The following is a 26,516-nucleotide window of genomic DNA, read 5'->3' as shown; positions in this document are numbered from 1 at the left end:
GATCAAGGCCGGCGCCGGCGCGATGTGACGTCGAGGCCGCTCGAGGACGTGCGGCACCGCGGTGTCGTGCGGGGAATGCTCCCCGAACCGAAGGACGGATGCGATGAACAACCGGATGCGACGCTCGTTGGTCGCCGTCGGCGCCCTGGGTGCCGTGGCGTTCCCGCTGGCCGGGATGGCGGCCGCGGAGGAGGGTGACGGGCACGGCTACCCGAGTACGCAGAGCCCGACCCAGGCGGTGGACGCGGTCGGTGCCATCGGTGGCACGGCCGGGTACGGCGTGCTGGACGCGGCCGACAGCTACTCGCCGGGCAACCGGCCCGAGGGCGTGGCCGGGACCGAGGTCGAGTTCCCGCCGGTGACCCCGGGCTACGTCGAGGGCCCGGTGGGCGGTCTGCTCAACGGGCCCTTCGACTAGGAGGGACGTCCCGCGCGGCGGGGCCGGCATCCCGTGCGGGTGCCGGCCCCGCCGTCGTCGGGGGGCCGGCCCGGGCGTCACGGCCACCCGGGGCCATACTGCGCCTCCGTGAGCGCGCGTCGCGCGGTCACGAGGAACCCGAGCGTTCCCGCGGCGGCCGTCAGCACCAGGCACAGGCCGATCCGTGTGGCGTCGACCCCGGGGCCGAGCACGAGCGTGAGCAGGGCCAGGGCCACCGCGCCCGCGACGTACTGGCCGGTGGTCAGCAGGCCACCCGCGCTGCCGCGCAGCCCGGCGGGTACGCCCGTCGTGCCCAGCACGAACAGGGCGGTGAAGACGACTCCGTTGCCCAAGCCGGTGAGCACCAGCGCCGGCAGCATCACCGGGTACGGGGCGTCGACCACGGCCGAGAGCCCGAACAACCCGGCGGCGCACAGGGCGAACCCCGCGCAGGCCACGCGCGCCGGCGACCTGCCGTGCAGCAGCCGGCCGGCGAGCGGTCCGGCCACCGCGACGCTCACGGTGAGCGGGAGGAAGGCGACCCCGGCCGCGAACGCGGTGCGGCCGTGGACCTGCTGGAGCAGCAGCGTCAGCAGGTAGTACGTCGACCCCGCGCTCGCCATGTACAGCGCGGCGACAGCGGTGCCGAGCCGTACGTTCCGGCACCGGCGCAGGGCGCGGTCGACCAGGACCCGCTGTGCACGGGCCTCGTGGCACAGGAACACCGCCGGCAGGACGACGGCAGCCGCACAGACCAGGACCGTCGCCGCGCCCGGGCGTCCGGTCCCGGCGATCACGGTCAGGGCCGTGACGACGGCGAGCGCCGCGCCGGTCCCGAGCAGCGCCGCCGCGACGGGCACGGCCCGGTGGCAGGCCGGCGTGGCCGGTGCCCGCAGCCGGAACAGGGCCCCGGCCGCACAGGGCAGGAGCAGCGGGACCGTGACCGCGAAGGTCCACCGCCACGAGACGAGCGTGAGCAGGCCCCCGACGGCGGCGCCGACCGCGAGCCCGGTGGCGCCGGCCGCGCTCCACGCCGCGAACGCCCGGGCGCGGGCGGCCGGGTCCGGAACGGCGTGCTGGAGCAGGCCGAGCGCGGCCGGCTGCAGCAACGCGGCGGCCGCACCCTGCGCAGCGCGGGCGCCGAGCAGGGTCGCGCTGTCCGGGGCGACGGCGGCGAGCGCGCTCGCCGCGGCAAGGAGCAGCACCGCCCAGCGGAACATCCGGAGCGGCCCGAACCGCTCGGCGAGCCGGCCGGAGACGAGCAGCAGGCCGGCGAGGAACACGGCGTAGGCACTGGGGACCCACTGCAGCAGCACCGGGCCCAGGTGCAGGTCGCGGTCGATGGCGGGGAGCGCCACGTGGACGATCGAGAACTCGAGGGTGGTGGTGAACTGGGCGAGCGCCAGGATCGTCAGGGCCGGTGCTCGGCTGCTCGGTGGCGGGGACGGTGCCGGGTGGGCGTCCCCGCCGCGCATCAGGACGTCCCGCCGGAACCGTTCACCGGCGGTACGGTACCGCCCCGACGCGGTCCGTGCCCGGGATCGGCGCGGGCGCCCACGGGTGCGCGGGCACCGGGCCTCACCCCCGGCCGAAGTCGGGCAGCGTCAGCGTCCCGTCCGCGGCGAGCGCGAAGCCGGGGTTGTGGGCGATCTCCCAGGCGTGCCCGTCCGGATTCGGTGAACACGCCCGAGTAGAAGCCGATCACCGACGTGGCCGCCGGTCGGGTCACCGTGCCGCCGGCCCGTTCGGCGGTGCCGAGCAGCTCGTCGACCTCCCGATCGGAGCGGACGTTGTGGGCGAGCGCGATCCCGTCGAACCCGCCGGCCCGGGCATCGTCCAGCCCGCAGTCGGCGGCGAGCTTCCCCCGGTCCCAGAGCACGATCGCGAGCCCGCCTGCCTGGAAGAAGACGGTCTCCTCGACCTCCTGTCCCCGCCAGCCGAGAGCCCGGTAGAAGGCGCGGGACCGCGCCAGGTCGGTGACCCCCAGGGTGACGAGGCTGATGCGCTGCTCCACCGGCGGCACGCTACGGCCCGCTGCCGGGACCCGGAAGCCGGCACGGGCACCGACCTGCCGGGTCGTTGTTTTGACTCATTCCAGAAAAAGTGATTGGCTCGTCCCATGCCGACCGTTGATGCGGCCGCCCTGTTGAAGGGGGCGTCCCTGCGCGTGACCCGTCCGCGGGTCGCCGTGCTGACGACGGTCGCGGACAACCCCCACACGGACATCGGGGCGATCACGTCGGCCGTCCGTCGTGAGCTGGGTTCGGTGTCGACACAGGCGGTCTACGACGTCCTGCGGGCGCTCACCGACGCAGGGTTGGTCCGTCGTATCGAACCGGCCGGGTCACCGGCCCGGTTCGAGACCCGGGTGGGCGACAACCACCACCACCTGGTGTGCCGCCGCTGCGGGACCGTCGCCGACGTCAGCTGCGTCGTCGGCCGGGCCCCGTGCCTCGACATCGGACACCCCCATGGATTCGTGCTCGACGAGGCCGAGGTGACGTTCTGGGGCATCTGCCCCGACTGTCTCAGCTCTGCCGAGTGAGCTGCCACCACCACGAAAGCACCACCACGAGGAGCACGCGTTGCCCGAGAACAACCAGAATCCACTGACCACAGTGGCCGGTGCGCCGGTCCCCGACAACCAGAACTCGGTGACCGCCGGCCCGCGCGGCCCGATGCTGCTGCAGGACGTCTGGTTCCTGGAGAAGCTCGCGCACTTCGACCGTGAGGTCATCCCGGAGCGCCGGATGCACGCCAAGGGCTCGGGCGCCTTCGGCACCTTCACGGTGACCAACGACATCACCCGCTACACCAGCGCGAAGATCTTCTCCGAGGTCGGCAAGACCACCGAGATGTTCGCCCGGTTCTCGACCGTCGCCGGTGAGCGCGGCGCGGCCGACGCCGAGCGCGACATCCGCGGTTTCGCGGTGAAGTTCTACACCGACGAGGGCAACTGGGACCTGGTCGGCAACAACACCCCGGTGTTCTTCTTCCGCGACCCGCTAAAGTTCCCGGACCTCAACCACGCCGTGAAGCGCGACCCCCGCACCAACATGCGCGACGCGGAGAACAACTGGGACTTCTGGACCAACCTCCCCGAGGCGCTGCACCAGGTCACGATCGTGATGTCGGACCGCGGCATCCCGGCGTCCTACCGCCACATGCACGGATTCGGCTCGCACACCTACAGCTTCGTCAATGCCGCGGGCGAGCGGTTCTGGGTGAAGTTCCACCACCGCACCCAGCAGGGCATCAAGAACCTCACCGACGCCGAGGCCGAGGCCCTGGTCGGCAAGGACCGCGAGTCGAGCCAGCGCGACCTGTTCGAGTCGATCGAGAAGGGCGACTTCCCGAAGTGGAAGCTCTTCGTCCAGATCATGCCCGAGGCCGAGGCCGACAACTACCGGTTCCACCCGTTCGACCTCACCAAGGTGTGGTCCAAGAAGGACTACCCGCTGATCGAGGTCGGTGAGTGGGAGCTCAACCGCAACCCCGAGAACTACTTCGCCGATGTGGAGCAGGCCGCCTTCACCCCGGCGAACGTGGTTCCGGGCATCGGTTACTCCCCGGACAAGATGCTGCAGGGCCGGCTGTTCTCCTACGGTGACGCGCAGCGCTACCGCCTGGGCGTGAACCACCACCAGATCCCGGTGAACGCGCCGAAGAACCCGGTGAACTCCTACCACCGCGACGGCGCCATGCGCATCGACGGCAACCACGGCGGCGTCCCCGGCATCGAGCCGAACTCCTACGGCCGCTGGCAGGAGCAGCCCGCCTACCGCGAGCCGCGCCAGGCCGTGGGTGCCGTCGCCGACCGGTTCAACTTCCGCGAGGACGACGACAACTACTTCGAGCAGCCCGGCAACCTGTTCCGCAACATGTCCGCCGAGCAGCAGCAGGTGCTGTTCGCGAACACCGCGCGGGCCATCAACGGTGCCTCCGAGGCCACCGTCGAGCGCCACATCGCCAACTGCACCCAGGCCGACCCCGCCTACGGCGAGGGCGTCCGCAAGGCGATCGAGGCGCTGGCCGCCGGCAACCTCTGAGGTCCGCGGCCCGAAGCACCCACCGCTGCCCGGCACGGGTGGCGGCCACGTGACACCGTGGCCGCCACCCGTGCCGGGGGCGTCACCCCGTGACGAGGAAGACCTGTTCATGACCGACGGTGCACTGACCCCCGAGCAGACCGAACGGGTCGTCGCGATCGCCATGGACCTCGCCCGCGCGGGCGACACCGCGCAGCTGGCGGAGTTCGTCGACCACGGCCTGCCGGTCGACGTGGCCGACACCGACGCGAACACCCTGCTCATGCTGGCCGCCTACCACGGGCACGCCGACACGGTGCGTGCCCTGCTCGAGCGCGGTGCGGACCCGGACCTGCGCAACGTCCGCGACCAGGCACCGATCGCCGGAGCACTGTTCAAGGGGGCGGACGAGGTCGTCGCCGTGCTCCGCGCGGCGGGCGCGGACCTCGACGCGGGTACGCCCAGCGCCCGCGACGCCGCCACGATGTTCGGCCGGGCCCACCTGCTCGCCGGCTGACACCGGGACGGTTCCGCCGAACGGTTCCCCCTCGTAACGGTAGGGTTCGGGGCCCGATGCGTGGCCCCGCCGACGTGGCTGCCCCCGCTCCGCACCACGGAAAGTGGCGATGTCGCGTCCTGCCCTGCCCCCGGTTCCTGTCCGGGTTGTCCGTACCCGGGCCGCGGGTGCTGCGTACCGAGGTCCTCGCCGGGCTCGTCGTCGCGCTGGCGCTGATCCCCGAGGCGATCGCGTTCTCGATCATCGCCGGGGTCGACCCGCGGGTCGGGCTCTACGCGTCGTTCACGATGGCCGTCGTCATCGCGTTCTGCGGCGGCCGGCCCGCGATGATCTCCGCCGCGACCGGCGCGGTCGCCCTCGTCGTCGCACCGCTGGTCCGGGAACACGGCGTCGACCACCTCCTGGTGGCGGTGGTGCTGGGCGGGCTGCTCCAGGTGCTCCTGGCCGTGGCGGGCGTCGCCCGGCTCATGCGCTTCCTGCCGCGCAGCGTGATGGTCGGCTTCGTCAACGCGCTGGCGATCCTCATCTTCACCGCCCAGCTGCCGCACCTGTGGAACGTCCCCTGGCCGGTCTACGTGCTCACCGCGGTGGGGATCGGGGTGATGGTCGGCCTGCCCCGGTGGACGACGGTGGTCCCCGCGCCGCTGGTCGCGATCGTGCTGCTGACCGCCTTCACGGTCGCGGCCGCCGTGGCGGTGCCGACCGTCGGCGACCAGGGCGCGCTGCCGGACGCGCTACCGGTGTTCGGCGTCCCCGCCGTCCCGCCCACGCTCGAGACCCTGACCGTCGTCGCGCCGTACGCGATCGCGATCGCCCTCGTCGGCCTCATCGAGTCGCTGATGACCGCCAAGCTCGTCGACGACATCACCGACACCCACTCCGACAAGACCCGCGAGTCGTGGGGGCAGGGCGTCGCGAACATCGTCACCGGCTTCTTCGGCGGCATGGGCGGGTGCGCGATGATCGGCCAGACGATGATCAACGTCCGGTCGGGCGCCCGCACCCGGATCTCGACGTTCCTCGCCGGGCTGTTCCTGCTGATCCTCGTCGTCGTGCTGGGCGATCTCGTCGCGCTGATCCCGATGGCGGCGCTCGTCGCCGTCATGATCATGGTGTCTGTGGGGACGTTCGACTGGCACAGCGTCCGGCCGTCGGTGCTGCGCCGGATGCCGCGCAGCGAGACGGCGGTGATGCTCTCCACGGTCGCGGTCACCGTCGGGACGCACAACCTCGCCTACGGCGTCGGGGTCGGCGTGCTGGTGGCGATGGTGCTGTTCGCGCGGCGCGTGGCGCACCTGGTCGAGGTCACATCCGAGCTCGACCCGGACGGCACGACCCGGACCTACCGGGTGCGCGGGCAGCTGTTCTTCGCCAGCAGCAACGACCTGGTCTTCTCCTTCGACTACGCGGGCGACCCGGCGCGCGTGGTGATCGACCTGTCCGAGGCGCACGTCTGGGACGCCTCCACGGTCGCCGCCCTGGAGGCGATCACGACCAAGTACGCGGCGCGCGGCGTCGAGGCGAGCGTGACCGGGATGAACCGGGACAGTCACTCGCGCCACCGGCGTCTCGCCGGGTATGTGACCGGAGGGCACTGACCCGGACCTGTGACCGGCGGACACTGATCCGGCCCTGTGACCGGCGGGCACTGACCGGGCGCTGTGACCGGCGGGCACCGACCCGGCCCTGCGACCGGGGATCGGTGCCGGTACCCGCGCCGGCTCGACCGGATCCGCGAGCTCCTGGCGACGGTCGACGGCCTGCGGTCCGCCGGCGGGCACCCCGTCGTCGCTCACCCGGCGGACGATTCCAGTGGTGGGTCGCGGTGCTGTGCCGCGGTGCTGTGTCCCGGTGCCGACACCACGCGCCGGCGTGCGCGTGGATCCGGTGGCTCACGACGAGCGCAGGGCGGTGTCCAGCGCCGACATGAGCGCCGCGACGCGGCTGCGGCCGGACGGCGCAGGCGGGTAGCGGCGGAGCACGTCGACCAGCTCCGGTGTGGCCCGCAGCCGGGCCCGCTCGAGGTGCTCGTCGCCCACCCGTGGCGCGTCGCCGGCGGCCACCTCGGTCGCCCGGGCCGCGTGCGCGGCGGCCCGCAGGATGTGGCCGACCTGCGTGGCCTGCGCCAACGGGTGCAGGTACGCGGCGGCCGCCGCGTCCCCGGCGGCGTGTGCCGCGTGCGCAGCCGCGGTGACGGCGGCCGTGCCCCCGGTGCTCGCAGCCCCGGTGAGCGCAGCTCCGACGGCGTCGTCGCCGACCGGGCTCCCGGTGATCGCATCCCCGGTGCCGGTGTCGCCGGTGATCGGACTCCTGACCGCGTCCCGGGTGATCGCGTTGCCGGTGATCGGGCTCCGCGCCGCCCGGTGCGCGTCCAGCGCGGTGACGCGCTGGCGCCTCGACCGTTCCGCGCCGTCGACGACGGCCCACGCCGCCTCGACCGCGGCCCGGGGACGGCGGTCGGCCGGGTGCACCTGCTCGAACAGCCCCAGGACGTCCTCGGCGGCGGTGACCGCGTACCGGGCGACCAGGCGCAGCTCGTCCATGGTCAGCTCGATGTCGCCGGGTCCGATCCGTGCCATCCGCGGAGTCTGGCAGGGCGTCGTCACCTGCACCGCCGTCGTCGGCAGGCGGGAGCAACCTTGCGAACACCTGACGACTGCCGGCCGGACCTAACGAGGGGCCGGGGCGATCTCGACAGACCGGGCGACGCAGCCCCGCCCGAAAGGTCGCTCGTGAACCCGACGTGCCCGTCCCGTCCCCGCACCGGCGACCCGGTGGGGGACGCTGGATGAGCCGGGACCCGTACGAGCGCTACTACGCCGAACGCGGTGCCGAGGGCCGTCGGTCCGCCGGCTGGCCCTGGGTGCCGCTCGCGGGCGTCGTCGTCCTGGTCACCGGGTCGATCCTGCTCGCGTCCGGCGTCGACGGCGGGCCGCCGCCCCGGCCGGAGGCCGCCCCCCTGACACCGCCGGAGGCCGCCGCCCCCGTGGTACCGGCGGAGACGCCCGCGCGGACGCTGCCGACGGTCCAGGCGGTACCGACCCGCAGCACACCGGCCACCAGCGTGCAGCGGCCGCGGTCGACGGTGCGCACCGGCACCTACGCGGTCGGCACGGACATCGAACCCGGACGCTGGGCGACGCCCGGCCGCGCCGCGACCCGGGTCGCCCCCTGTTCCTGGGAGCGGTCCCGGGACGGTTCGGGGGTCGCGGCCTCCGCCCTCGCACACGGCCGGTTCCAGGGGCCGGCGTCGATCGGCCTGAACCCGGGTGAGTTCGTCGAGTTCGCCGGCGGGTGCACCTGGACCCGGGTGACCGGCTCCTGAGCCGGGCCGCTCACCCGGGCGCGACGGTCCGGGCGAGGCGCAACCCCACGTCGTCGATCCGCAGTGTCGGATGGCTGCGCCGGCGGACCGACGCGCGGCAGCTCCAGTGCTCGTCGAACCAGCCGCCCCCGCGCAGTACCCGGTACGTGCCGTAGACCTGCGGGTCGTAGAGGTCCCAGCACCACTCCCAGACGTTGCCGATCACGTCGTACAGGCCCCACGGGTTCGGGGCCTTCGTCCCGACCGCGTGCGGGCGCTCGCCGGAGTTCCCGCGGTACCAGGCGATCTCGTCCAGCGGGCCGTAGCGGGGCCCGCTCGTGCCCGCGCGGCAGGCGTACTCCCACTCGGCCTCGGTCGGGAGCCGGTACCCGTCGGCGGAGCGGTCCCACGTCACGGTGTCGGTGTCGGTATAGGAATCGGTATCGGTATCGGGGTCGGAGGTGCGGACGGTGTAGGCGGGCGTGAGGCCCTCCCGGAGGGACCGGGCGTTGCAGTGCTGGACCGCCTCCCACCAGGTGATCTCGGCGGCGGGCAGGTCGCGGGTGTCGGCGGTGACGTGGACTCCTACCTCGACCGGCGCCTGGGCCGTCCCCGCCCCGGCCGCCCGGTCGTGGCGGGTGACCGGGCGGTCGTCGATCAGGAACGCCGCGATCTCCTCGGTCCACGTCCGGCGGGTGCGCCGGTCGGACAACGTGACGTGGCCGGGCGGGAGCGGGAGGAGCACGGTGGACCTCGATCCGTCGGTCAGCCGGTCGCCTCGACCGGCTCGGTGGTGCCGTCGCCGGCCGCCGGGGCGGGCTGCGCCCGGGTGAGCACGGCGAACGCGAGCACGGCCAGGACGATCGAGACGACCATGGCCAGGGCCATCGGCACGGCCGTCTGCTCTCCCATGATCCCCACCAGCGGCGCGACGGCGGCGGCGAGCAGGAACTGCAGGAAGCCGAGGAACGCCGAACCGGTCCCGGCGTTGTGCCCGGTCTCGGCCAGCGCCAGGGTGGTGGCGTTGGCGAAGATGAAGCCCATCGAGCCCTGGAAGACCGCGAACAGCACGAGCGTGGGGACCAGCGGGACGCCGTTGACGACGGCCACCAGCAGGCCCGCGGCCACGACGACGCCGACCGTCAGCCCGATCATGATCATCCGCCGGTAGGCGACCCGCCCGGCGAGTGCCGCCGCCACGGCACTGGTCGCCGTGATGACCAGTGCGTTGAGGCCGAAGAGCAGCGAGTACTGCCCCGCGGAGAGTCCCATCACGCTCTGCATCACGAACGGGGACGCCGCGATGTAGGCGAACAGGGCGGCGAAGGAGAAGCAGAACGTGAGCAGGTAGCCGAGGTAGGTGCGGTTGGCGAGGGCCTCGCCGGCTCCGCGCAGTGTGGTCCGGATGCCGCCGCGGGTACGGGCCGAGGCCGGCAGGGACTCCGGGACGAAGGCCAGCACGCCGAGGAACATGACCAGCGCCAGCGCCGCGAGGACCCAGAACACCGCCCGCCAGCCGAGGGTCGCGATGATCGCGCCGCCGGACAGCGGCGCGACCACCGGCGCGATCACGCTGATGATCATCAGGACGCCGAGCAGCTTGGCGGCCGCCGGGCCGCGGGCGGTGTCCGAGACGACGGCACGGGCCAGCACGACACCGACCGCACCGCTGAGCCCCTGCACGAACCGGGCCACCGCCAGCAGCTCGGCGGTCGGGGCGAGGGCGCAGGCGATGCCCGCGAGCACGCAGATCAGCGAGCCGACGAGCAGCGGCCGCCGCCGGCCGGTGGTGTCGGAGAGCGGCCCGACGAACAGCTGCCCGAGTGCCAGCCCGAGCAGGCAGGCGGTGAGCGTCAGCTGGATCTGCGAGGCGCCGGCTCCGAGCTCGGTCGCCATCTGGGGAAAGGCCGGGAGGTACATGTCGATCGCCAGTGGCGCGACCGCGGTGAGCAGGGCGAGTACCGCGACCGTGAGTGCAGCGGCGGGTGCACTGGTGGGTGCACTGGCGGGCGGGGTGGGGGAGTCGGATGTCTGGGTCTCGCTGGACGGCACGATACATATGATGACATATGTATTTCCGCCGTGCTACAGATGTCGCATGGCAGCGGGCCACGGTGACGGATCGGACGGCCGGCGTGAGCTCGCGACCGTGCTGCGTGACCTCGCGTGGACGATCCACCGGCTGGTCCCCGAGGTGGCCGGTCTCGAGCCGCTGCCGACCACCGAGCTCGCCGTGGTCAAGCAGGTGCTGGCGGACCCGGGGGTGGCGGTCACCGAGCTGGCGCGACGCCTGGGGATGCGGCAGAGCAACGTCAGCGCCGCCGTGCGCGCGCTGGCCGGGCGGGGGTTGGTCGCGCGCGAGCGGTGCTCGCGGGACCGCCGGGTCACCCGGCTCGTGCCGACCGAGAAGTCCCTGGGCGCGCGCTCGGCGATCGACACCGTGTGGTCCGGCACGGTCGGTGCGGCGATGTCCCGGCTCGACCCCGGGCAGGTCGCGAGCATCGACGCCGCCTCGGACGCCCTGCGGGCCCTCGACGAGGCCCTGCGCGGGCACCCCCCGTCGTCGCCCCCGTCCGCCGGGCCGTCGCAGCAGGGGAGCACCGGACCCGAACCCGGCTGACCGCGACGCGCGCAGCGCCAGCCTCCCCACCGGCAGCCTCGGTAGGCTCGCGGGATGCACGAGCTGGCGGCGCCCCGGGGGAAGGCCTACCTCCGTGACTGCGTGCGGTACCTCGGGATCGCCGTCGCGACGGCGCCGCTGGGAGCCCTGGCGGGACGGGCGCGCGAGCGGGAACGGCTGCACGCGTTCGCGTCGGTGGTCAGCGTGGTGCCACCGCTGGTCGCCACGGTGCTCGCGGCGCGTGCGGAGGCCCGGTACGGGGCGACGCCGGGCAAGCGGAGCCACGGCCTGCAGGTCACCGCGGCCGGGGGCGGGTCCGCCGGCACGGGCCGGTGCCTGCTGCGCAACATCGCGAAGATCGCCGTCCCGTGGCAGCTCGGGCACATGGCGACCATCGCGGGGGTGTTCGGCGGCATCGAGCGGCGCGACCCGCTCGCCGTCGCGATCACCGTGGCCGCGTACGCGCTGCCCGCGGTGATGGTCACCTGCGTGGTCACCGGCTCCGGCCGCGCGATCCACGACCGCATCGCGGGCACCGCCGTGCGACCGGCCGGGCTGTCGGACCGCCGGGCGGGCGTGGCGCCGCCGGCCCGCTGACGGCGCCGCCGACACCGCCCGCCTGCCGCCGGCACCGCCTGCCGCCGGCACCGCTCGCCGTCGCCACCGACACAGATGCCGCCGCCGGCCGCCGCCGGCACTGACGCCGTCGCCGCTGACGACAGGTCCGGGTGTCACAGCAGCGCGAGCAGGGCGGCGCCGAGCAGCCCGCCGGCGACGGCGAGCACCCCGGTCGCGGCCGTGGCCCGCCACCCCAGCGCCCGGCCGACCATCACGATCCCGGGCAGGCTCACCACCGGCAGCGTGATCAGCAGGGCGCCCAGCGGGCCCGCCGCGACCCCGGCGAGGGCCAGCCCCTGCAGGATCGGGATCTCCCCGGCCGTCGGGATGATCACGAGCGTGCCGACGACGGCGGCGAGCAGTACGACCAGCAGCCCGGTCCCGGTCACGGCGCCGATCGGGAACAGCCACCCGCGGAACGCCCCGACCAGGAACACGATCACCAGGTACTCCGGGACGAGGACGACCGCCAGCCGGGCCAGGGCGCGGCCGAACCGTCCGGGTGCCCGGGCGAGCCAGTCCCGGTCGGGCGGCTCCGCGGACGGGGTGGGCATGAGCTCCGCCGGGGCCCGCCGCCCCTCGGTGAGCCGGGCGACCAGCGCGGCACCACCGACGACGACCAGCACGCCGACCCCCAGCCGGGTCACCGTCCACTCCCACGGCGCGACGATCAGCAGGAAGCCGAGCACGGCCGGGTTGAGGAGCGGGTTGCCCAGCCAGTAGGCGATCGCGGCGGCGGTGGAGACACCCGAGCGGCGCAGCGAGACCACCACCGGAGCGGTGCAGCAGGTGCACATCATCGACGGCGTGCCGGCCAGCCCGCCGGCGAACGCGCTCGCCACCCGGCCCCGGCGGTTGAGCAGCCGCAGCAACCAGCCGTGCGGCACCAGGGACTGCACGGCCGCACCGATCAGCAGCGCGGCGACCAGGGCCTTCCAGACGGCCTGGCCGTACTCGGCGACGAACGAGACACCGGCCTGCCAGGACGGCGGGTCGCCCGGGCGCACGCCCCCGACGGCGAGCACGTCGGAGCCGTCCCACGTGCTGCTCGCCAGCGCGTCCAGCGTCGTGCCGGTGTAGGGGAGCCATTTCGACCACAGCAGCACGGCGACGGCGACCAGCGCGGCCACGACCACGCCCGTCACGGCGGCCGCCCGGGTACCCGGCGTTCCGGGAGGCGAGGAGTCGGACACGGCCCGAGGCTAATTCCCCGTAGCCGGGTATCAGGGGATCAGGACGATCCGGCCCCCGGCGTCCCCGGCGGCCTGCCGCTGCCAGGCGGCGGCCGCGTCGTCCAGCGGCCGGCGTTCGTGCGGCAGCACGAGGGTCCCGTCGGCGACGGCGTCCGCGACGGCGGTCAGGGTCGTCGCCCGTTCGGCCCGGCCGAGCTCGGCGTTGGTGTAGCCGATGATCCGCAACGAGCGGCTGCGCAGCGTCCCGGAGTCGATCGGGCAGGTGTCCCCGGCGGAGCTGCCCAGGTGCACCATCCGCCCGCCCGGGCGCAGCGCGCGCAGTGCCGCGGCGGCCGGCTCCCCGAACAGCGGGTCGAGCACCAGGTCCGCGCCGGGGTCGCAGGCCGCCCGGACCCGGTCGGCGAACGTCGCGTCCAGCGCGAGCACCACGTCGGCCCCGGCGTCGGCGGCACGGGCCCGCCCGGCGGGGGAGCGGGCCCCGGCCACCACGCCGGCCCCGGCCGCCTTCGCGAACCGGACCGCGGACAGGCCCACGACGCCACCGGCCCCGAGCACGATCACCGTCTCCCCGGCGGTGAGCCCGCCGCGGGCGTGCAGGCAGGCGTGCGCGGCCACCGCGGAGAGCCCGGCCGCGGCGACGGCGACCGGGTCGGCCCCGCCGGGCAGCTCCACCAGGTCCTCCGGCGCCGCGGTCGCGACCGCCGCCATGCTCCCGTCGCCGGGACCCGTGCCCGCGGCCGTCGGGAACCAGACGGTGCGGCCATCGACGCGCCCGACCCCCTGCACCCCGGGCACGTACGGCGTCGCCGGCACCCCGAAGTACGACGTGCCGGACGCGCACAGCAGGTCCAGCGGCGTGATCGGTGCCGCCAGCACCGCGACGGCGACCTCGCCCGGTCCGGGCCGTGGCTCCGGGCCGTCCCGCACGGCGGGCGGGCGGCCGGGGGCCTCGACCAGCGCCCGCCGGATCACGCCGGCTGCAGGACGACGTCGTAGCAGGCCTCCAGCCACGGGGTGTCGCAGTGCCCGCCGTCCGGGGTCGGGCCGGGGTCGCGCTCCGCGAACTCGACGACCAGCTCCTGCTTGACCCCGTAGACGACGTCGCTGTCGAGGTACGCCGAGCCGGCCCGGAACAGGTGCGTGATCAGCGGGGCGAAGCCGGGCACGGCGAGCATGAGGTGGATGTGGGCCGGGCGCATGGGGCTGATGGCCGTCCGCCCGATCAGCGCGCCGACCGGGCCGTCCATCGGGATGGCGTAACCGAGCGGGGCGATCGTGCGCACGCAGTACGTGCCGTCGGCGCGGGAGGTGTACTTCGCCCGCAGCCGTGCCTCGTCCACGTCGAGCTGGGCCTCGTAGCTGCCGTCCGCATCGGACTGCCAGACGTCCAGCACCGCCCCGGCCACCGGGCCGCCGTCCAGCGAACGCACGGTGCCGTGCAGGTAGAGCGGGTCGCCGGGCAGCCCGGCGGACATGTCCTCGCCGAAGTCCTTCACCGGCGAGCCCTCGATGTAGAACGGGCCGAGCACGGTCGCCGGGGTCGCGGCCGGGTCGAGCCGGTGGTTCTGCGCGACGACGAGCATGGACAGCCCGAGCACGTCCGAGGCGAGGATGAACTCCTCGCGCTTGGCGTCGGAGATCTGCCCGGTCGCGGTGAGCCAGCCGATCGCGGCCATCCACTCCGCCTCGGTCAGCCGGGTCTCCCGGGCGAACGCGTGCAGGTGGCGGACGAGCGCGGTCATCAGCTCGGCGGTCCGCGGGTCGTGCGCGCTCGCCCAGCGCGCGGCGGCGACGTCGGTGATCGTGTCCTCGGTGACGGTCCTCGGGTGCGTCATCGCGAGCCTCTCCTTCACGGCCGGTACGGAGCGGGGTCGACGGAGCCGGTGTGCCGGTCCACCGACAGGAAGATCTCGTTCGCCACCGGGCTGCGCAGCTCCTCGGCGAGCTGCCCGATCAGGCCCGCGGTCCGGGCGAGCAGGGCGAACCCGCGCAGCAGCTCCAGCGGCAGGCCGAGGTCGGCCAGCGCCGCACCGCAGACCCCGGCGCCGTTGAGCGGCAGGCGCTTCCCGAGCACCTCGGGGTGCACCCGGCCGATCGCGGCGAACAGCTGCAGGTGCGGGCCGAGCAGCCCCTCCTCCCCGGCGATCGTGAACAGCCGCCGGGTGCGGGGGTCACCGTCCTTGTGGACGTGATGGCCCAGCCCGGGCACGAACCGCCCCGCCTCCCGCTGCGCCCGCACGATCCGCAGCGCGCAGGCGTCCCAGCCGGCGTCGTCGTGCGGCGGGGGGTCGGGCAGGTGCCGGTGCAGGAACCGGCCGCAGTCCTCGGTGACGCCGAGGAACCGCGACCCGCCGCCCAGCAGCCCGGCGGCCAGCACCCCCTGCACCGAGTCCGGGGCCGACAGGTGGGTGAGCCGGGCGACGATCGCGGTGGGAGTGAAACCGTGGTCGGCCAGTGCGGCCAGCACGGCCTCGAACACCCGGACCTCGCCGGGGGCCGGACGGCGCTGGGTGGCCAGCCAGAACGCCAGCTCGCCGAACCCGACCTCGCCCATCACCTCGTCCGCGAGGTCGTGGCCGAGCAGCGTGATCGTGTCCTTCGTGGACGCTCCGAGTGCGGTCGGGTACTCGCGTTCAGACATCGTCGGTCAACCACTTCCGCAGCTCGGTGCCGTGCTCGTCGAGCTGCGGCGGGGGGAGCCGGTAGACGGCCGGGGTGGCCGAGAACCGGATCGGGTGCCGGGTCGTCGGTACCGCCCGGGCGCCCGCGCCGACGGTGACGACGGGGTCGAGCCCGAACCGCTGCGCCGTGGCGAACCCACCGTCGACGGTCTGGATCGGGCCGGCGGGCACGCCCGCCTCGGTGAGCCGGTCGAACCAGTCGACGGCACGCCCGGTGGCCAGCCGCTCGGTCAGGATCGGCCGCAGCTGCTCCCGGTTCGCGGTGCGGTCGGCGTTGCGCGCGAACCGCGGGTCGTCGGCGATCCCGGGGATCCCGAGCACGGCGCACAGCCTGCGGAACTGGGCGTCGTTGCCGGCGGCGACGATCAGGTCGTCGTCGGCGGTGGGCAGCGGCTCGTAGGGGAACACGCTCGGGTGCGCGTTGCCCATCCGGTAGGGCACCGTGCCGGACGCGACCCAGGCCGAACTGTGGTTGACCAGCCCGGTCAGCGCCGAGGACAGCAGGTTGACCTCGACGTGCTGGCCGGTGCCGGTGCGGTCCCGGTGCCGCAACGCGGCCAGGATGCCGATCGCGGCGTGGTTGCCCGCCATCACGTCGAACACCGAGATCCCGGCCCGGAACGGCGGCCCGTCCGGGGCACCGGTGAGGCTCATCAGCCCCGAGACCGCCTGCACCATGAGGTCGTAGCCGGGCACGTGGGCACCGTCGCCGGAGCCGAACCCGGAGATCGAGGTGTAGACGACGCCCGGGTTCGCGGCGGAGACGGCGGCGTGGTCGAGCCCGAACCGGGCCATCCCGCCCGGCCGCAGGTTCTCGATCACCACGTCGGCGCGGCGGGCCAGCTCGTGTGCGGCGGCGCGGTCGTCCTCGTCGCGCAGGTCGAGCACGATCGAGCGCTTCCCGCGGTTGACCCCCAGGTAGTACGTCGACTCGCCGTCGCGCTCCGGGGGCGTCCAGCTGCGGGTGTCGTCACCGCCCGGCCCCTCGACCTTGACGACGTCGGCACCCATGTCGGCCAGCAGCATCGTCGCGTACGGCCCCGCCAGGACGCGGGAGAAGTCCGCCACGAGGATGCCGTCGAGCGGTCCGCCCCCGGGGTCCGGTGCGCCGGCCTCGACCATGGGTGCCTCCGTGCTGATCGTTCTACGGACACCTGTCCGCTGCGACGATCGTCGTCCCGCCGGCCCGGCCGGTCAAGCCGTGGGCGCGGACACCGTCACCTGCGGGACGGCGGCCAGCCGCGCGAAGTCGGCGCTGATCTCGCCCGCGGTCTGCAGCAGCAGCGGGAGGTGCTCCTCGCGCAGCTTCTCCACCGAGGTCTCGGCCGCGTGGCAGTTGACGTTGACCCCGGCGATCACGCGGCCCTCCCCGTCGCGCAGCGGCGCGGCGACCGAGCGGATGCCCGGGGCGAGCTGCTCGTCGGTGAGCGCCCAGCCGCGGGCCCGCACCTGGCGCAGCTCGCTGTCGCGCTCGGCGCGCCCGGGCTGCCAGCGGGCGGTGAGCCCGGAGCGGGTCGGCTCGGCGAGGACCCGGTCGAGCTCGTCGGCCGGCAGCGCCGCGAGCTGGACCTTCCCCAGTGACGTGGGCAGTGCCGGGAAGCGGGTGCCGATCTGCACGGCCAGCGTGACGATCTTCGGCACGGCGACCCGGGCCACGTAGACGATGTCGGACCCGTCGAGCTGGGCGATCGAGCAGGACTCGTTCGTGCGCTCCACCAGGCGTTCCAGGTGGGGCCGGGCGACCTCCCAGAGCCCGGTCGACCGGACGTAGGCGACACCCAGGTCGAGCACCCGGGGGGTGAGGGCGTAGCCGCGTTCGCAGGCGCGGACGTAGCCGAGCTCGGTCAGGGTGAGCAGCACGCGGCGGGCGGTCGGCCGGGCCAGCCCGGTCGCGGCCGCGACGTCGGCGAGGGTCATGTCGGGCCGCCCCGGGCGGAACGCGGTGATCACCTCCAGCCCGCGGGCGAGGGCCTCGATGAAGTCCGGCCCGGTTCCCTCTCGTGCCATGGCGTGCGCCCTCCTCCACTGCTGGGGCGCCCACGGTAACCGGTCCCGTCCGCTGTGCGGACAGCTGCGGTCACCCGCGGTCCGGGCCGGGACGGTCCGGCCGCGGTCGTCGTTGACAGGGCACCCGGCCTGCGCCAGAGTGACGATCCGCCGCGCCGGAGTCCGTACAGCGGACCGGTGTCCGAGGAATCACCGAGTCGCGAGGGAGCGTCCGGATGAGCGAGTCGACCGTCCTGCGCAACGGGACCGTCCTGACGGTGGACGCGGACCGCAGCGTCCTGCACGGCCACGACGTCCTCGTGACCGGCGACCGGATCGCCGCGATCGGGCCGCGGCTCGCCGTCCCCGAGGGCACCGAGGAGATCGACGCGGGCGGCGGCATCGTCATGCCCGGGATGATCGACACCCATCGGCACATGTGGCAGACCTCGCTGCGCGGCTACGGGGCCGATTGGACGCTCACCCAGTACTTCGTCTGGAACTACCTGGAGTGGGGACGGATCTTCCGGCCGCAGGACGTGTACGCCGGCAACCTGCTGGCCGCGCTGGAGGCCCTCGACGCGGGCGTCACCACCACCGTCGACTGGTCGCACGGGCTGCAGACCCCGCAGCACGCCGACGCCGCGGTCGACGCGCTGCAGGGGACCGCCGGACGGTTCGTGCTGGCCTACGGCAACATCCAGGACGCCCCGGGGAACTGGACCGCCGACCCCGGGTTCCGCGACTTCGTCGCCCGCCGGATCACCCCCGGCGACGACATGCTCGGCTTCCAGCTCGCCTTCGACGTCACCGGCGACCCGGCCTTCCCGGAGAAGGCCGCGTTCGAGGTGGCCCGTGAGCTGGGCGTGCCGGTGACCACCCACGCCGGGGTGTGGGGTGCGACCAACGACGACGGCATCCGGCTCATGCACGAGCACGGCTTCATGACCCCGCAGACCGTCTACGTGCACGCCGCCACCCTGTCCGCGGACTCCTACCAGCGGATCGCGGCCACCGGCGGGTCGGCGTCGGTGTCGACCGAGAGCGAGCAGAGCGCCGGGCAGGGGTACCCACCCACCTGGGCGCTGCGCGCCCACGGCATCCCGGTGTCGCTGTCGATGGACACCTCCGTGTGGTGGAGCGCCGACCTGTTCTCGGCGATGCGCACGACGCTCGGCGCCGACCGCTCCCGCGAGCACCTCGAGGCGCACGGGCGCGGTGACACGGTCACCCACTCCGCACTGCGGGCCGACCAGGTCGTCGAGTGGGCCACCCGCGGCGGGGCCCGGGCGCTGGGCCGCGAGGCCGAGCTGGGCAGCGTCGAGCCGGGCAAGAAGGCCGACCTCGTGCTGATCCGCAACGACCACTCGCCGGTGTCGTTCCCGGTGCACCACCCCTACGGGCACGTCGCCCTGCAGGCCCAGCGCGGCGACGTGCACACGGTGCTCGTCGACGGCCGGGTGGTGAAGCGCGACGGGCGACTGGTCGGTGTGGACCTCGCCGCCGCCCGCGCCGCCGTCGAGTCCACGGTGGAGTACCTGCGGTCCACGATGGGCGAGCAGGCGTGGCGGCAGGGGATGAACCCGGAGATCCCGGAGACGAAGATCCTCGACAACCCCTACACCTACACCGAGTACCGCTCCGCGAGCACGCACGGCGCATGAGCTGCCGCTGGCCGGACCCGCCGGACAGCGGGGACCGGGCGGACGCGTCGCCGTCACCCGGGCCGGAACCGCGGCGGCGCCTGTTCCGCTGCCGCGCGGCCCGGCCGCGGACCGGCCCGGCGGAACCGGCGGCCACCGATGAGTCCGGGCCCCGGCAGGAGTCGGCAGGGACATGGGACGCCTGCGCTACCCCGTGATCATGTCCGCGGACGGTTACCTCACCGACGCCGCGGGCCGCTACGACTGGGCCGTGCCCGACGACGAGGTCCTCGCGTTCGTCACCGAGCGCGAGCGCGACGCCGACACCCACCTGTACGGCCGGCGGATGTACGAGGAGATGCGGGTCTGGGAGGACGTCCACGCCGACCGGCCCGAGCTCGACCTCGAATTCGCCCGGACCTGGCGGGCGGCGACCAAGATCGTCTACTCGTCGACGCTGCCCGAGGTGACGACGTCACGGACCCGGCTGGAGCGCACATTCGACCCCGAGCGGGTCCGCGCGCTCGTCGACGGCGCGCCGAACGACGTGTCGATCTCCGGACCCACGCTCGCCGCGGACGCGCTCCGGCAGGGCCTCGTCGACGACCTCGAGCTCTACCTCGTGCCGGTGCTCGTCGGCGGCGGCCTGCGGGCATTGCCGGACGGTGTCCGGCTCGGCCTGGAGGCCGCCGAACAGCGCCGGTTCGGCAACGGCTTCGTGTTCCTGCACTACCGGCACCGGCGCGGTCAGGACGGCCGGTAGCGGTACCGCGCGAGCCACACACACCAGGCCACGAGCCCCACGACCAGCACGCCGACGGTGAGCCACACCGGACCGACCGGCAGCCGTACCGGTTGCTGCTGCACTGCGTGGACGGTCGCCAGCGGCACGACCGAGAGGAACGCCAGCACCACCCCGAACGTCCACGCCATGTCGTGGGCGAGCATCCGGCGCAGGCGTGGCACGTGCTCGGGCCGGGTCCAGTACTCCTTGTGCGGGATGTTGAGGACCCCGAGCGGGCCCCGGGCCGCCAGCAGGCAGGTCCCGGTCCCGACCACCGCCATGATCACGCCGAAGAGCGCGCCCAGGCCGAGAAACCGTGACCGGGTCCCGAACGACGTCGGGGTACCGCCGGCGTCGAAGTGCAGCGGGACGCCGTCCGGTGGCAGCTCGCCCGCCGCCCACAGCAGGGCTGCGGCGTAGCACAGCGCGCCGGCGAACAGCGGGAACCAGGATCGCACCCGGTGATCCTCCCAGCCGGGACCGTCAGGCGCGGTGGTAGACCGAGACGTGCAGCCGGCTGCCGGCGGTGAACGGCTCGCCCGACCAGCCGCCGTGGCGTTCGCGCAGCTCCAGCCCGGCGAGCCGGGCCATCAGGTCGAGCTCGCTCGGCCACACGTACCGCAGGGCCAGGGTGTCCCGGGTGGTGCCGTGCTCACCGATCCGCACGTGGCACTTGTCGACGCGCTGGGTGACCCGGTCGTAACGGCCGACGTCGAGGTGCACACCGGTCGCCGAGATCCCCCCGACATGGGCGTACTGGTCGACGCCGTCGCGCTGCTCGAGGCGGTACATCGGGTCCGGGCAGACGTTCTCGACGACGAACACCCCGTCGTCGGCGAGGTGGCGCGCGGCGTTCGCGACGCACCGGACCTGCTCGTCCTGGGTGATCAGGTTCATCAGCGAGTTGAACGCGATGAACACCAGCCGGTACCGGCCGGGCAGCGCGACCCGGGCCATGTCGCCACAGGTCACCTCGAGCGCACCACCGCCCGGACGCGCACGCAGCTGCTCGATCATCGCCTCGGACTGCTCGATGCCGTCGACCCGGAGGCCCTGCCCGGCGAGCGGGAGGGCGAGGCGACCGGTGCCGACCGCGAGCTCGAGCACCGGCCCGCCGGCTGCGAGCCCGGCGAGGCGGGCGACCGCGGCGTCCTCGTCGCCCCGGGGGGACTCGTCGTAGCGGGCGGCGACCTCCGGGCCGAAGCTGTCCAGCGGGTCGAAGTCCATCGGCGCGAAACTCATCGGGGTGATCGTGGTCCGGGTCACCGCCGGGGACCACCGATTTCCCCGGTGCCGGCGCCCCGGTCGACCGGGGCCAGCCGGTCCAGCACGGCGTGCAGCGTGCGCCGGGCACGGTCGACCGGCCTGCCGTGCAGGGCGACGTCGTTGCCGAGCCCCCCGGCGAGGGCCATCAGCGCGTAGCCGTCGGTCTCCGGGTCGGGCGAGCCCGCGTCGCCGACGACCGCGACCGCGAGGGCGAGGATCTCGTCGTCGCCGTCGGTCAGGATCGCGCGCGCCCGGTCGTCGACCTCGCGGGCGGCGAACGCGGCGTGGATCCGGATCGCGTCCCGGCTCTCCGGGTGCCCGCCGAGCAGCTCCTCGAGGATCGTCACCAGGGCATCCCGCTCAGAGCGGGCGGACGCGGCCGCCCGCTCCTCGATGCGCTGCTCCATCCGCCGGTGCGAGTGTTCCAGCGCGTGCAACAGCAATGCGTCCTTGCTCGCGAAGTAGTGCTGCACCCGGCCCATCGAGATGCCGGCCTGCGCGGCGACCGAGCGCAGGGACACCGCCTCGGTGCCGGCGCGGGCGACGAGGGCGAGCACCGCCTCGGCGATCTCGGAGCGGCGGGCGTCGTGGTCGACGGTGCGGGGCATGGGGCCCACGGTAGCAATGCGACTGCATTGACAACGCGGGCCGGTCGTTGCTTCAATGCAGTCGCATTGCAACGAAGGGGGAGATCATGAAGGCAGCACAGAACGCGGTCGGGTTCGCCGGGGTCGTACTCGGGCTGATCCCGCTGGTGCAGTACCTGATCACCGGCGGGGTCGGGCTCTGGAACCTCGTCCTGGGGGAGGGGACGCCGATGCGGTGGGTGTTCCCGCTGGGGGTGGTGGTCGTGGCCGGCGTGACGCTGGTGCTGCTCGACCGCCGCGAGCGGGCCACGACCTGAACGCGTGCCCGGGTGCCGGTCTCAGCCGCCCGGCCGCCGTGTCCGCGCCGCTGTCATCTCCTCGGTCGCGGCCCGGACGTCGGCCTCGGGGACCTCCGCGGTCCCGGCGGCCGTGACGGTGATCAGGTTGGGGAGCAGGGAGCGGGTCAGGTCGGGGCCCGCGGTGGCGGTGTCGTCGTCGGCGGCGTCCCACAGGGCGTTCACCGCGAGCGAGATCGCGGCGTCCCGGCCGGCGTCCGGGTCGTGCAGCTTCTTCAGCGAGGCCTCGGCGAACGGGGAACCGGAGCCGATGCTCGTGTAGCCGGACCGGTTGCGCGCGATGCTGCCCGACGGGTCGAACGTGACGATCCGGGAGGGCGACTCGTCGGCCGGGTCGTAGCCGACGTAGAGCGGCAGCGCCACGAAGCCCTGCATCGCCGCGCCCAGGTTCTCCCGGACGACCGCCGCCAGCCGGCGGATCTTGCCGTCCTGGCTGATCGGGGCGCCCTCGATCTTCTCGTACTGCTCCACCTCGGCGGCGAAGAGCTTCAGCATCAGCAGGGCGTGCCCGACCGAACCGGCGAACCCCGCGGCCGAGGTGCCGTCGATCGCCATGACCTTCACCAGGTCCCGCTGGGCGATCAGGTTGCCCGACGTGGCGCGCCGGTCCCCGGCGAGCAGCACCCCGTCGGCCCAGGTGAACGCCACGATCGTGGTGCCGTGCGGGGCGCGCAGGTCGGCCGCCACCCGCTGCGCGGGATCGCGCGGCAGGGCGGCGGGGAGCGCGTCCGGGGCGTGCGCGCGCAGCAGTTCCAGGAACGACGGGCCGGTCATGGCGGGGAGCGGGCTCCATTCGTGTCGGACGGTCCCGCGTGATCCTTCCCTCCCCGGGCGGTCCGGTCCAGCCCGGGGAGGTGGGAGACTCGGCACGTGGACGCGCGTGGCCGGGCCGGGAGTTTCTGCACGCGGTACGGGCTGCGGGTGCCCGTACTGGAGGCGCCGATGGCGGGCGCGTGCCCGCCGGAGCTCGCGGCCGCGGTCGCGGGGGCCGGGGGGATGGGCGCCTCGGGTGTGGTCAACGACACCCCGGAGAAGATCGAGCGGTGGGTCGGGCGCTACCGCGAGCTGGTCGGTGACGCGCCGCTGCAGCTCAACCTCTGGATCCCGGACCCGCCCGCGTCCGACGCGGTCGGGGCGCAGGCCGCCTTCCTCGACGGCCTCGGCGGGTCGGCGGCCGCCGCGCCCGGACCGGCGCCCGACTTCACCACCCAGTTCGAGGCGGTGCTGGCGGCCCGGCCCACCGCCGTCTCCACGATCATGGGTCTGCTCACCCCGGAGCAGGCCGCGGCGGCCCGGGACGCCGGCGTCGCCTGGTTCGCCACCGCGACCACCCTCGACGAGGCGCTGGCCGCCGAGCGGGCCGGGGCGGACGTCGTCGTCGCCCAGGCGATGGAGGCCGGTGGGCACCGCGGGTCCGTCGACCCGGACGCCGCCGAGGCCACCACGGTCGGGCTGTTCGCGCTGATCCCGTGGCTGGCCGACGCGCTGACGGTGCCGGTGGTCGCGGCCGGGGCGGTCGCGGACGGCCGGTCGCTGGCCGCCGCGCTGACCCTCGGTGCGGCCGGGGTGCAGGTCGGGACGGCCCTGCTGCGCACCCCCGAGGCGGGAGTGGACGCCGGCTGGGCGGCGGCCCTCGACGGCCTCGCCCCGGAGGACACCGTGATGACCCGGGCCTACACCGGCCGGCTCGCGCGTGGCATCGCGACCGAGTACGTGCGGGCCTGGGCGCGCCCGGACGCGCCGGCCCCGGCGCCCTACCCGCACCAGCGGCACCTGGTGGCCCGCTACCGGGCCGGGGAGCGCGGCACGCTGGACCGGGTCAACCACTGGGCCGGACAGGCCGCGGCGCGGGCCACCACCGAACCGGCCGGGGAGGTCGTCGCGCGGATGTGGCGCGAGGCCGAGGTGCTGCTGCCCTGACCCCGGGCCCGCCCGCCCGCCTGCCCGTCAGCCCGGCTGCCCACCGGCCGGCCAGTCCGCCCGGCCGGCGCCGGGTCAGTCGCTCGTCCGCCGCTCGACCATGTCGTCGAACTCGCCCTTCTTGGCGCCGTCGACGAACGCCGAGATCTCGGCCGGGGTGTAGACCAGCACCGGCCCCTCGGGATCGCGGGCGTTGCGGACCGCAACCTGGCCGTCGTCCAGCACGGCGAACTCCACGTTCTCCGCACCCGCCGTGGCGGCGGCGGACCGCCGCCACGTGACGGGACCGAGATCGGCGGCGCGGATGCCGTTCGAGTGGGACATGGATGACCTCCGAGGGCGTTCGAACAACTGCGGAGTGTGACGGGCCGGGCACGTTCCACGAACGAATGAGTGTGCGTCCGCACTTGCATCCGCATGCGGCTTCACCGACCATAAGAGTGAGCCACGGTAAAGGAGTGCGGGGAATGCGCCGGTCGACGCACGGACGCCACGCCAGGCGGTCGATGTCGTGACCGCCGAGCGGAGTAACGACGAGGCCGCCCCCGATGTCCTGACGGTGACATCGGTGATCGACAGCCGAGCACACAAGGTGATCGACTCGGAACTCTGCGCGCCGCACGCCGTGCGTTCCGGCCGCTACGAGGCACTGTGCGGTCATCTCGTCGCCCCGGCTCCGCTCATCGACGCCGACGGCGCCCCCTGCGCGCGCTGTGTCCAGCTCGACCCCACGCCCGTCGCCCCGCCCGCGCGCCGGCGCCGGCGCCGGGGGCTGCGCCGCCTCCTGCCGGTCTGAGCGTCGCCGCGCCGCAGTCCTGACCGTGTCCCCGGTCCCGAGGGTCAGCGCGCGAGCCGGTCGGCGTCGGGCTGTTCGCGCCGACGCAGCGGGCCCCGCGTGCGTCGTTCGAGGAAGCGCCGCCCCGCGTGGGAGAGCTTGCTCAGGGTGTTCGGGCCGCGCCTGCGCTCGATCGCCTCGCCCAGCCTGCCGAGCAGCCAGGCGAGGACCGGCGCCCCCACCGCCAGCAGCAGCCACACCCGCAGGTGCCGGGAGAACAACGCCCACATCGTTCGGCCCACCTTCGCTCGCTCGTCACCGGACTCCGGGACGGTAGCCGCCCACGCGCCCCGGCGCCCGTCCATCGGCGATCTCGACCGAGTGCCGGGGTCGTCACCGGAACCGTCCCGGATCGTTGATCACGGTAGGGGCGGATCCGGCGCCCCCGGCCGGACGCCCGGTCTTCGAGGAGGTACGCCCGTGTCCGCTCCGGGTACCGGCGGCGTGGTGCTGCTCGCCGTCGCACTGCTGCTGGTCGTCGCGGCCCTGGCCAGCCCGCCGGGCCGCCGCGCCGCGGCCGCCGCGCTCGGCTCCGTCGGACGCTGGCCCCGGTTGATCCGTTCCGAGCTGCGCGGTGACGCACCGCTCGATGCCGGCGAGCTCGATGCCGGCGAGCGCCGGGACGACACCCCGCCGGAGCCGGCACCGGACGCGGCGCCGGCCACCCGGCCGGACATCCCCGCCGTGCGCGACGAACCGCTGCCACCGACGCGGACGTTCCCGCAGCTGCAGCGCCCCGGGCACTGAGCCCGGCGGCGATCCTCGCGGAGGCGGTGTCGCGGAGCGCCCGGCACACGGTAAATTTCCTTTTACCGGCGGGAACCCCCGGCGCTCCCTCGACGTTGACATGGTGCGAGGGCTCGCCGCGGGCGGGTCCCGCACACGTTCGTCGAGGAGGATCCAGGTGCGCTCCACGAGCAACCCGGCGTTCCGCAACCTGCCCACCCAGCAGGGCGGTTACGCCACGTTCGACCGCTCGGGCGGCGGCATGATGGGCGGGGGTGCCGCCTACGCCGGCGCCCAGACGTCCCACGTCGACCCGAGCCAGGCCTCGCAGGAGGTCGGCCGCCCGATCACGATCGACGACATCGTGCAGAAGACCGCGATCAGCGCCGGTCTCGCGCTCGTCGCGGGCGCGCTGACGATGCTCTCGGGGCTGGCCGTGCTGGCCATCCCGGCGTTCCTCGTCGGGCTCGTCGTCTCGCTGATCGTCATCGTCAAGCAGAAGCCCAGCGCACCGCTGACGCTGACCTACTCGGGTGCGATGGGCGTCGCGCTCGGCGGCATCTCCACGATGTTCCCGGGTCTCGCGTTCCAGGCCGTGATCGGTACGGCCGGTGTGTTCTTCGGGATGCTGGTCGTCTACAAGACCGGCGCGGTCAAGGTCACGCCACGGTTCACCAAGTGGATCATGGGCGCGATGATCGGCGTCGTCGTGCTGATGCTGGCGAACCTCGTCGGCTCGTTCTTCGTCCCGGGTGGCCTCGGCCTGCGCGACGGCGGCACGATGGCCATCATCTTCAGCCTCGTCGTGATCGGCGTGGCGGCCTTCAGCCTGCTGATGGACTTCGACGCCGCCGACAACGCGGTGCGTGCCGGGGTGCCGGAGAAGTACTCCTGGTACATCGCCTTCGGCCTGATGACCACCCTGGTCTGGCTCTACATCGAGATCCTGCGCCTGCTCAGCTACTTCCAAGGCGACTGACGCCGGATCATCTCCCCGGCCCGCCACGGGCCGGGCCCCGGACGGACCGGACACG

The 26,516-nt window shown here is 74.2% G+C and carries 32 protein-coding genes; 15 read left to right on the top strand and 17 right to left on the bottom strand.

The window, feature by feature from the left end; genetic code table 11:
• The first annotated feature begins 103 nt into the window (after positions 1–103).
• Positions 104–418: a hypothetical protein gene (locus BM093_RS07775; RefSeq protein ID WP_093339315.1), complete on the top strand. Its 315-nt coding sequence runs from the start codon at positions 104–106 to the stop codon at positions 416–418.
• 77 nt (positions 419–495) lie between these two features.
• Here the strand turns inward: BM093_RS07775 and BM093_RS07770 are convergent, their stop codons facing one another.
• Both BM093_RS07770 and BM093_RS07765 read right to left on the bottom strand, forming a co-directional pair.
• Positions 496–1,893 carry an MFS transporter gene (locus BM093_RS07770; protein WP_093339312.1) on the bottom strand — a complete coding sequence of 466 codons (1,398 nt, stop codon included), beginning with the start codon at positions 1,891–1,893 and terminating at the stop codon, positions 496–498.
• Entirely contained in the window at positions 1,893–2,432 is a 540-nt protein-coding gene (locus BM093_RS07765; RefSeq protein ID WP_218162695.1) for a VOC family protein, read from the bottom strand. The genes BM093_RS07770 and BM093_RS07765 overlap by 1 nt, the downstream gene beginning before the upstream one ends.
• A 105-nt stretch (positions 2,433–2,537) precedes the next feature.
• On the opposite strand from BM093_RS07765, the gene BM093_RS07760 reads away from it, so the two are divergent.
• The 4 genes from BM093_RS07760 to BM093_RS07745 all read left to right on the top strand — a co-directional run bounded on the left by BM093_RS07760 (position 2,538) and on the right by BM093_RS07745 (position 6,561).
• A complete protein-coding gene (locus BM093_RS07760; protein ID WP_093339309.1) occupies positions 2,538–2,963 on the top strand; it encodes a Fur family transcriptional regulator in 426 nt (141 codons plus the stop codon).
• Positions 2,964–3,003: 40 nt separating this feature from the next.
• A complete protein-coding gene (locus tag BM093_RS07755) occupies positions 3,004–4,467 on the top strand; it encodes a catalase (RefSeq protein ID WP_093339306.1) in 1,464 nt (487 codons plus the stop codon).
• Between the two features lie 109 nt (positions 4,468–4,576).
• Complete coding sequence (locus BM093_RS07750) at positions 4,577–4,963, top strand: ankyrin repeat domain-containing protein (protein ID WP_177238320.1); 387 nt, start codon at positions 4,577–4,579, stop codon at positions 4,961–4,963.
• A gap of 167 nt (positions 4,964–5,130) precedes the next feature.
• Entirely contained in the window at positions 5,131–6,561 is a 1,431-nt protein-coding gene (locus tag BM093_RS07745; protein WP_425439118.1) for a SulP family inorganic anion transporter, read from the top strand.
• A 294-nt stretch (positions 6,562–6,855) separates the two neighbouring features.
• Here BM093_RS07745 and BM093_RS35810 read toward each other — a convergent pair whose 3' ends face one another.
• On the bottom strand, positions 6,856–7,542 hold the full coding sequence (locus tag BM093_RS35810) for a putative immunity protein (RefSeq protein WP_177238319.1): 687 nt from the start codon (positions 7,540–7,542) through the stop codon (positions 6,856–6,858).
• 209 nt (positions 7,543–7,751) lie between these two features.
• Between BM093_RS35810 and BM093_RS07735 the strand changes: the two genes are divergently transcribed.
• Positions 7,752–8,288 carry an Rv1352/Rv1906c domain-containing protein gene (locus tag BM093_RS07735; protein WP_093339300.1) on the top strand — a complete coding sequence of 179 codons (537 nt, stop codon included), beginning with the start codon at positions 7,752–7,754 and terminating at the stop codon, positions 8,286–8,288.
• A gap of 10 nt (positions 8,289–8,298) precedes the next feature.
• Here BM093_RS07735 and BM093_RS07730 read toward each other — a convergent pair whose 3' ends face one another.
• A complete protein-coding gene (locus tag BM093_RS07730) occupies positions 8,299–9,012 on the bottom strand; it encodes a formylglycine-generating enzyme family protein (protein ID WP_218162694.1) in 714 nt (237 codons plus the stop codon).
• Positions 9,013–9,032: 20 nt separating this feature from the next.
• Complete coding sequence (locus BM093_RS07725) at positions 9,033–10,319, bottom strand: multidrug effflux MFS transporter (RefSeq protein WP_093339297.1); 1,287 nt, start codon at positions 10,317–10,319, stop codon at positions 9,033–9,035.
• Positions 10,320–10,365: 46 nt separating this feature from the next.
• On the opposite strand from BM093_RS07725, the gene BM093_RS07720 reads away from it, so the two are divergent.
• Both BM093_RS07720 and BM093_RS07715 read left to right on the top strand, forming a co-directional pair.
• The gene (locus BM093_RS07720) at positions 10,366–10,887 is read left to right on the top strand and encodes a MarR family winged helix-turn-helix transcriptional regulator (RefSeq protein WP_093339294.1); all 522 of its coding nucleotides are present in this window, start codon (positions 10,366–10,368) and stop codon (positions 10,885–10,887) included.
• 54 nt (positions 10,888–10,941) lie between these two features.
• Positions 10,942–11,484 carry an RDD family protein gene (locus tag BM093_RS07715; RefSeq protein WP_093339292.1) on the top strand — a complete coding sequence of 181 codons (543 nt, stop codon included), beginning with the start codon at positions 10,942–10,944 and terminating at the stop codon, positions 11,482–11,484.
• A gap of 134 nt (positions 11,485–11,618) precedes the next feature.
• Here BM093_RS07715 and BM093_RS07710 read toward each other — a convergent pair whose 3' ends face one another.
• From BM093_RS07710 to BM093_RS07685, 6 genes are all read right to left on the bottom strand, one after another.
• Positions 11,619–12,698, bottom strand: a complete 1,080-nt coding sequence (locus tag BM093_RS07710; RefSeq protein ID WP_093339289.1) for a permease — start codon at positions 12,696–12,698, stop codon at positions 11,619–11,621.
• A 30-nt stretch (positions 12,699–12,728) separates the two neighbouring features.
• Positions 12,729–13,670 carry a quinone oxidoreductase family protein gene (locus BM093_RS07705; RefSeq protein ID WP_093339287.1) on the bottom strand — a complete coding sequence of 314 codons (942 nt, stop codon included), beginning with the start codon at positions 13,668–13,670 and terminating at the stop codon, positions 12,729–12,731.
• Positions 13,667–14,533, bottom strand: coding sequence for a dioxygenase family protein (locus tag BM093_RS07700; protein WP_093339284.1), 867 nt, complete (start codon positions 14,531–14,533; stop codon positions 13,667–13,669). Before BM093_RS07700 ends, BM093_RS07705 begins: the two co-directional genes overlap by 4 nt.
• Positions 14,534–14,547: 14 nt before the next feature.
• Entirely contained in the window at positions 14,548–15,339 is a 792-nt protein-coding gene (locus BM093_RS07695) for a citryl-CoA lyase (RefSeq protein ID WP_093339280.1), read from the bottom strand.
• Positions 15,332–16,501 carry a CaiB/BaiF CoA transferase family protein gene (locus BM093_RS07690; RefSeq protein WP_093339277.1) on the bottom strand — a complete coding sequence of 390 codons (1,170 nt, stop codon included), beginning with the start codon at positions 16,499–16,501 and terminating at the stop codon, positions 15,332–15,334. The genes BM093_RS07695 and BM093_RS07690 overlap by 8 nt, the downstream gene beginning before the upstream one ends.
• A 72-nt stretch (positions 16,502–16,573) precedes the next feature.
• Entirely contained in the window at positions 16,574–17,386 is an 813-nt protein-coding gene (locus BM093_RS07685) for an IclR family transcriptional regulator domain-containing protein (protein ID WP_093339275.1), read from the bottom strand.
• 215 nt (positions 17,387–17,601) lie between these two features.
• On the opposite strand from BM093_RS07685, the gene BM093_RS07680 reads away from it, so the two are divergent.
• Both BM093_RS07680 and BM093_RS07675 read left to right on the top strand, forming a co-directional pair.
• Complete coding sequence (locus BM093_RS07680; protein ID WP_093339273.1) at positions 17,602–19,029, top strand: amidohydrolase family protein; 1,428 nt, start codon at positions 17,602–17,604, stop codon at positions 19,027–19,029.
• Positions 19,030–19,201: 172 nt separating this feature from the next.
• The gene (locus BM093_RS07675; RefSeq protein WP_093339271.1) at positions 19,202–19,771 is read left to right on the top strand and encodes a dihydrofolate reductase family protein; all 570 of its coding nucleotides are present in this window, start codon (positions 19,202–19,204) and stop codon (positions 19,769–19,771) included.
• On the opposite strand, the gene BM093_RS07670 is transcribed toward BM093_RS07675, so the two are convergent.
• The 3 genes from BM093_RS07670 to BM093_RS07660 are packed head-to-tail and all read right to left on the bottom strand — an operon-like array spanning position 19,756 to position 21,666.
• The gene (locus BM093_RS07670; RefSeq protein ID WP_093339269.1) at positions 19,756–20,250 is read right to left on the bottom strand and encodes a hypothetical protein; all 495 of its coding nucleotides are present in this window, start codon (positions 20,248–20,250) and stop codon (positions 19,756–19,758) included. The two genes, BM093_RS07675 and BM093_RS07670, sit on opposite strands and share 16 nt — an antisense overlap.
• 25 nt (positions 20,251–20,275) lie before the next feature.
• Complete coding sequence (locus tag BM093_RS07665; protein WP_218162693.1) at positions 20,276–21,034, bottom strand: class I SAM-dependent DNA methyltransferase; 759 nt, start codon at positions 21,032–21,034, stop codon at positions 20,276–20,278.
• Between the two features lie 20 nt (positions 21,035–21,054).
• Complete coding sequence (locus BM093_RS07660) at positions 21,055–21,666, bottom strand: TetR/AcrR family transcriptional regulator (RefSeq protein ID WP_093339267.1); 612 nt, start codon at positions 21,664–21,666, stop codon at positions 21,055–21,057.
• A gap of 86 nt (positions 21,667–21,752) precedes the next feature.
• Here BM093_RS07660 and BM093_RS07655 point away from each other — a divergent pair, with 86 nt between their 5' ends.
• On the top strand, positions 21,753–21,962 hold the full coding sequence (locus BM093_RS07655; RefSeq protein WP_093339265.1) for a hypothetical protein: 210 nt from the start codon (positions 21,753–21,755) through the stop codon (positions 21,960–21,962).
• A gap of 21 nt (positions 21,963–21,983) precedes the next feature.
• Here the strand turns inward: BM093_RS07655 and prcB are convergent, their stop codons facing one another.
• Positions 21,984–22,775 carry a proteasome subunit beta gene (gene prcB / locus BM093_RS07650; RefSeq protein ID WP_093339262.1) on the bottom strand — a complete coding sequence of 264 codons (792 nt, stop codon included), beginning with the start codon at positions 22,773–22,775 and terminating at the stop codon, positions 21,984–21,986.
• 96 nt (positions 22,776–22,871) lie between these two features.
• Between prcB and BM093_RS07645 the strand changes: the two genes are divergently transcribed.
• Positions 22,872–23,921 carry an NAD(P)H-dependent flavin oxidoreductase gene (locus tag BM093_RS07645; RefSeq protein WP_093339260.1) on the top strand — a complete coding sequence of 350 codons (1,050 nt, stop codon included), beginning with the start codon at positions 22,872–22,874 and terminating at the stop codon, positions 23,919–23,921.
• 75 nt (positions 23,922–23,996) lie between these two features.
• Here BM093_RS07645 and BM093_RS07640 read toward each other — a convergent pair whose 3' ends face one another.
• A complete protein-coding gene (locus tag BM093_RS07640; RefSeq protein WP_093339258.1) occupies positions 23,997–24,245 on the bottom strand; it encodes a DUF397 domain-containing protein in 249 nt (82 codons plus the stop codon).
• Positions 24,246–24,489: 244 nt separating this feature from the next.
• On the opposite strand from BM093_RS07640, the gene BM093_RS07635 reads away from it, so the two are divergent.
• On the top strand, positions 24,490–24,717 hold the full coding sequence (locus BM093_RS07635; RefSeq protein ID WP_143105291.1) for a hypothetical protein: 228 nt from the start codon (positions 24,490–24,492) through the stop codon (positions 24,715–24,717).
• 44 nt (positions 24,718–24,761) lie between these two features.
• Here BM093_RS07635 and BM093_RS07630 read toward each other — a convergent pair whose 3' ends face one another.
• Positions 24,762–24,998 carry a hypothetical protein gene (locus BM093_RS07630; RefSeq protein WP_143105290.1) on the bottom strand — a complete coding sequence of 79 codons (237 nt, stop codon included), beginning with the start codon at positions 24,996–24,998 and terminating at the stop codon, positions 24,762–24,764.
• Between the two features lie 178 nt (positions 24,999–25,176).
• On the opposite strand from BM093_RS07630, the gene BM093_RS07625 reads away from it, so the two are divergent.
• Both BM093_RS07625 and BM093_RS07620 read left to right on the top strand, forming a co-directional pair.
• Entirely contained in the window at positions 25,177–25,503 is a 327-nt protein-coding gene (locus BM093_RS07625; protein ID WP_093339250.1) for a hypothetical protein, read from the top strand.
• 157 nt (positions 25,504–25,660) lie between these two features.
• Positions 25,661–26,461: a Bax inhibitor-1/YccA family protein gene (locus BM093_RS07620; RefSeq protein ID WP_093339247.1), complete on the top strand. Its 801-nt coding sequence runs from the start codon at positions 25,661–25,663 to the stop codon at positions 26,459–26,461.
• Positions 26,462–26,516: the final 55 nt, after the last annotated feature.

It is taken from the genome of Pseudonocardia ammonioxydans, from assembly GCF_900115005.1.
GTDB lineage: Bacteria > Actinomycetota > Actinomycetes > Mycobacteriales > Pseudonocardiaceae > Pseudonocardia > Pseudonocardia ammonioxydans.
This window is presented reverse-complemented; position numbering and strand designations above follow the sequence as displayed.

Coding starts and splice junctions, on each gene's coding strand:
- BM093_RS07695 (WP_093339280.1), bottom strand. CDS start 15,339: ATGTCTGAACGCGAGTACCCGACCGCACTCGGAGCGTCCACGAAGGAC.
- BM093_RS07640 (WP_093339258.1), bottom strand. CDS start 24,245: ATGTCCCACTCGAACGGCATCCGCGCCGCCGATCTCGGTCCCGTCACG.
- BM093_RS07720 (WP_093339294.1), top strand. CDS start 10,366: ATGGCAGCGGGCCACGGTGACGGATCGGACGGCCGGCGTGAGCTCGCG.
- BM093_RS07665 (WP_218162693.1), bottom strand. CDS start 21,034: ATGAGTTTCGCGCCGATGGACTTCGACCCGCTGGACAGCTTCGGCCCG.
- BM093_RS07770 (WP_093339312.1), bottom strand. CDS start 1,893: ATGCGCGGCGGGGACGCCCACCCGGCACCGTCCCCGCCACCGAGCAGC.
- BM093_RS07660 (WP_093339267.1), bottom strand. CDS start 21,666: ATGCCCCGCACCGTCGACCACGACGCCCGCCGCTCCGAGATCGCCGAG.
- prcB (WP_093339262.1), bottom strand. CDS start 22,775: ATGACCGGCCCGTCGTTCCTGGAACTGCTGCGCGCGCACGCCCCGGAC.
- BM093_RS07750 (WP_177238320.1), top strand. CDS start 4,577: ATGACCGACGGTGCACTGACCCCCGAGCAGACCGAACGGGTCGTCGCG.
- BM093_RS07690 (WP_093339277.1), bottom strand. CDS start 16,501: ATGGTCGAGGCCGGCGCACCGGACCCCGGGGGCGGACCGCTCGACGGC.
- BM093_RS07680 (WP_093339273.1), top strand. CDS start 17,602: ATGAGCGAGTCGACCGTCCTGCGCAACGGGACCGTCCTGACGGTGGAC.
- BM093_RS07675 (WP_093339271.1), top strand. CDS start 19,202: ATGGGACGCCTGCGCTACCCCGTGATCATGTCCGCGGACGGTTACCTC.
- BM093_RS35810 (WP_177238319.1), bottom strand. CDS start 7,542: ATGGCACGGATCGGACCCGGCGACATCGAGCTGACCATGGACGAGCTG.
- BM093_RS07715 (WP_093339292.1), top strand. CDS start 10,942: ATGCACGAGCTGGCGGCGCCCCGGGGGAAGGCCTACCTCCGTGACTGC.
- BM093_RS07685 (WP_093339275.1), bottom strand. CDS start 17,386: ATGGCACGAGAGGGAACCGGGCCGGACTTCATCGAGGCCCTCGCCCGC.
- BM093_RS07735 (WP_093339300.1), top strand. CDS start 7,752: ATGAGCCGGGACCCGTACGAGCGCTACTACGCCGAACGCGGTGCCGAG.
- BM093_RS07760 (WP_093339309.1), top strand. CDS start 2,538: ATGCCGACCGTTGATGCGGCCGCCCTGTTGAAGGGGGCGTCCCTGCGC.
- BM093_RS07655 (WP_093339265.1), top strand. CDS start 21,753: ATGAAGGCAGCACAGAACGCGGTCGGGTTCGCCGGGGTCGTACTCGGG.
- BM093_RS07775 (WP_093339315.1), top strand. CDS start 104: ATGAACAACCGGATGCGACGCTCGTTGGTCGCCGTCGGCGCCCTGGGT.
- BM093_RS07700 (WP_093339284.1), bottom strand. CDS start 14,533: ATGACGCACCCGAGGACCGTCACCGAGGACACGATCACCGACGTCGCC.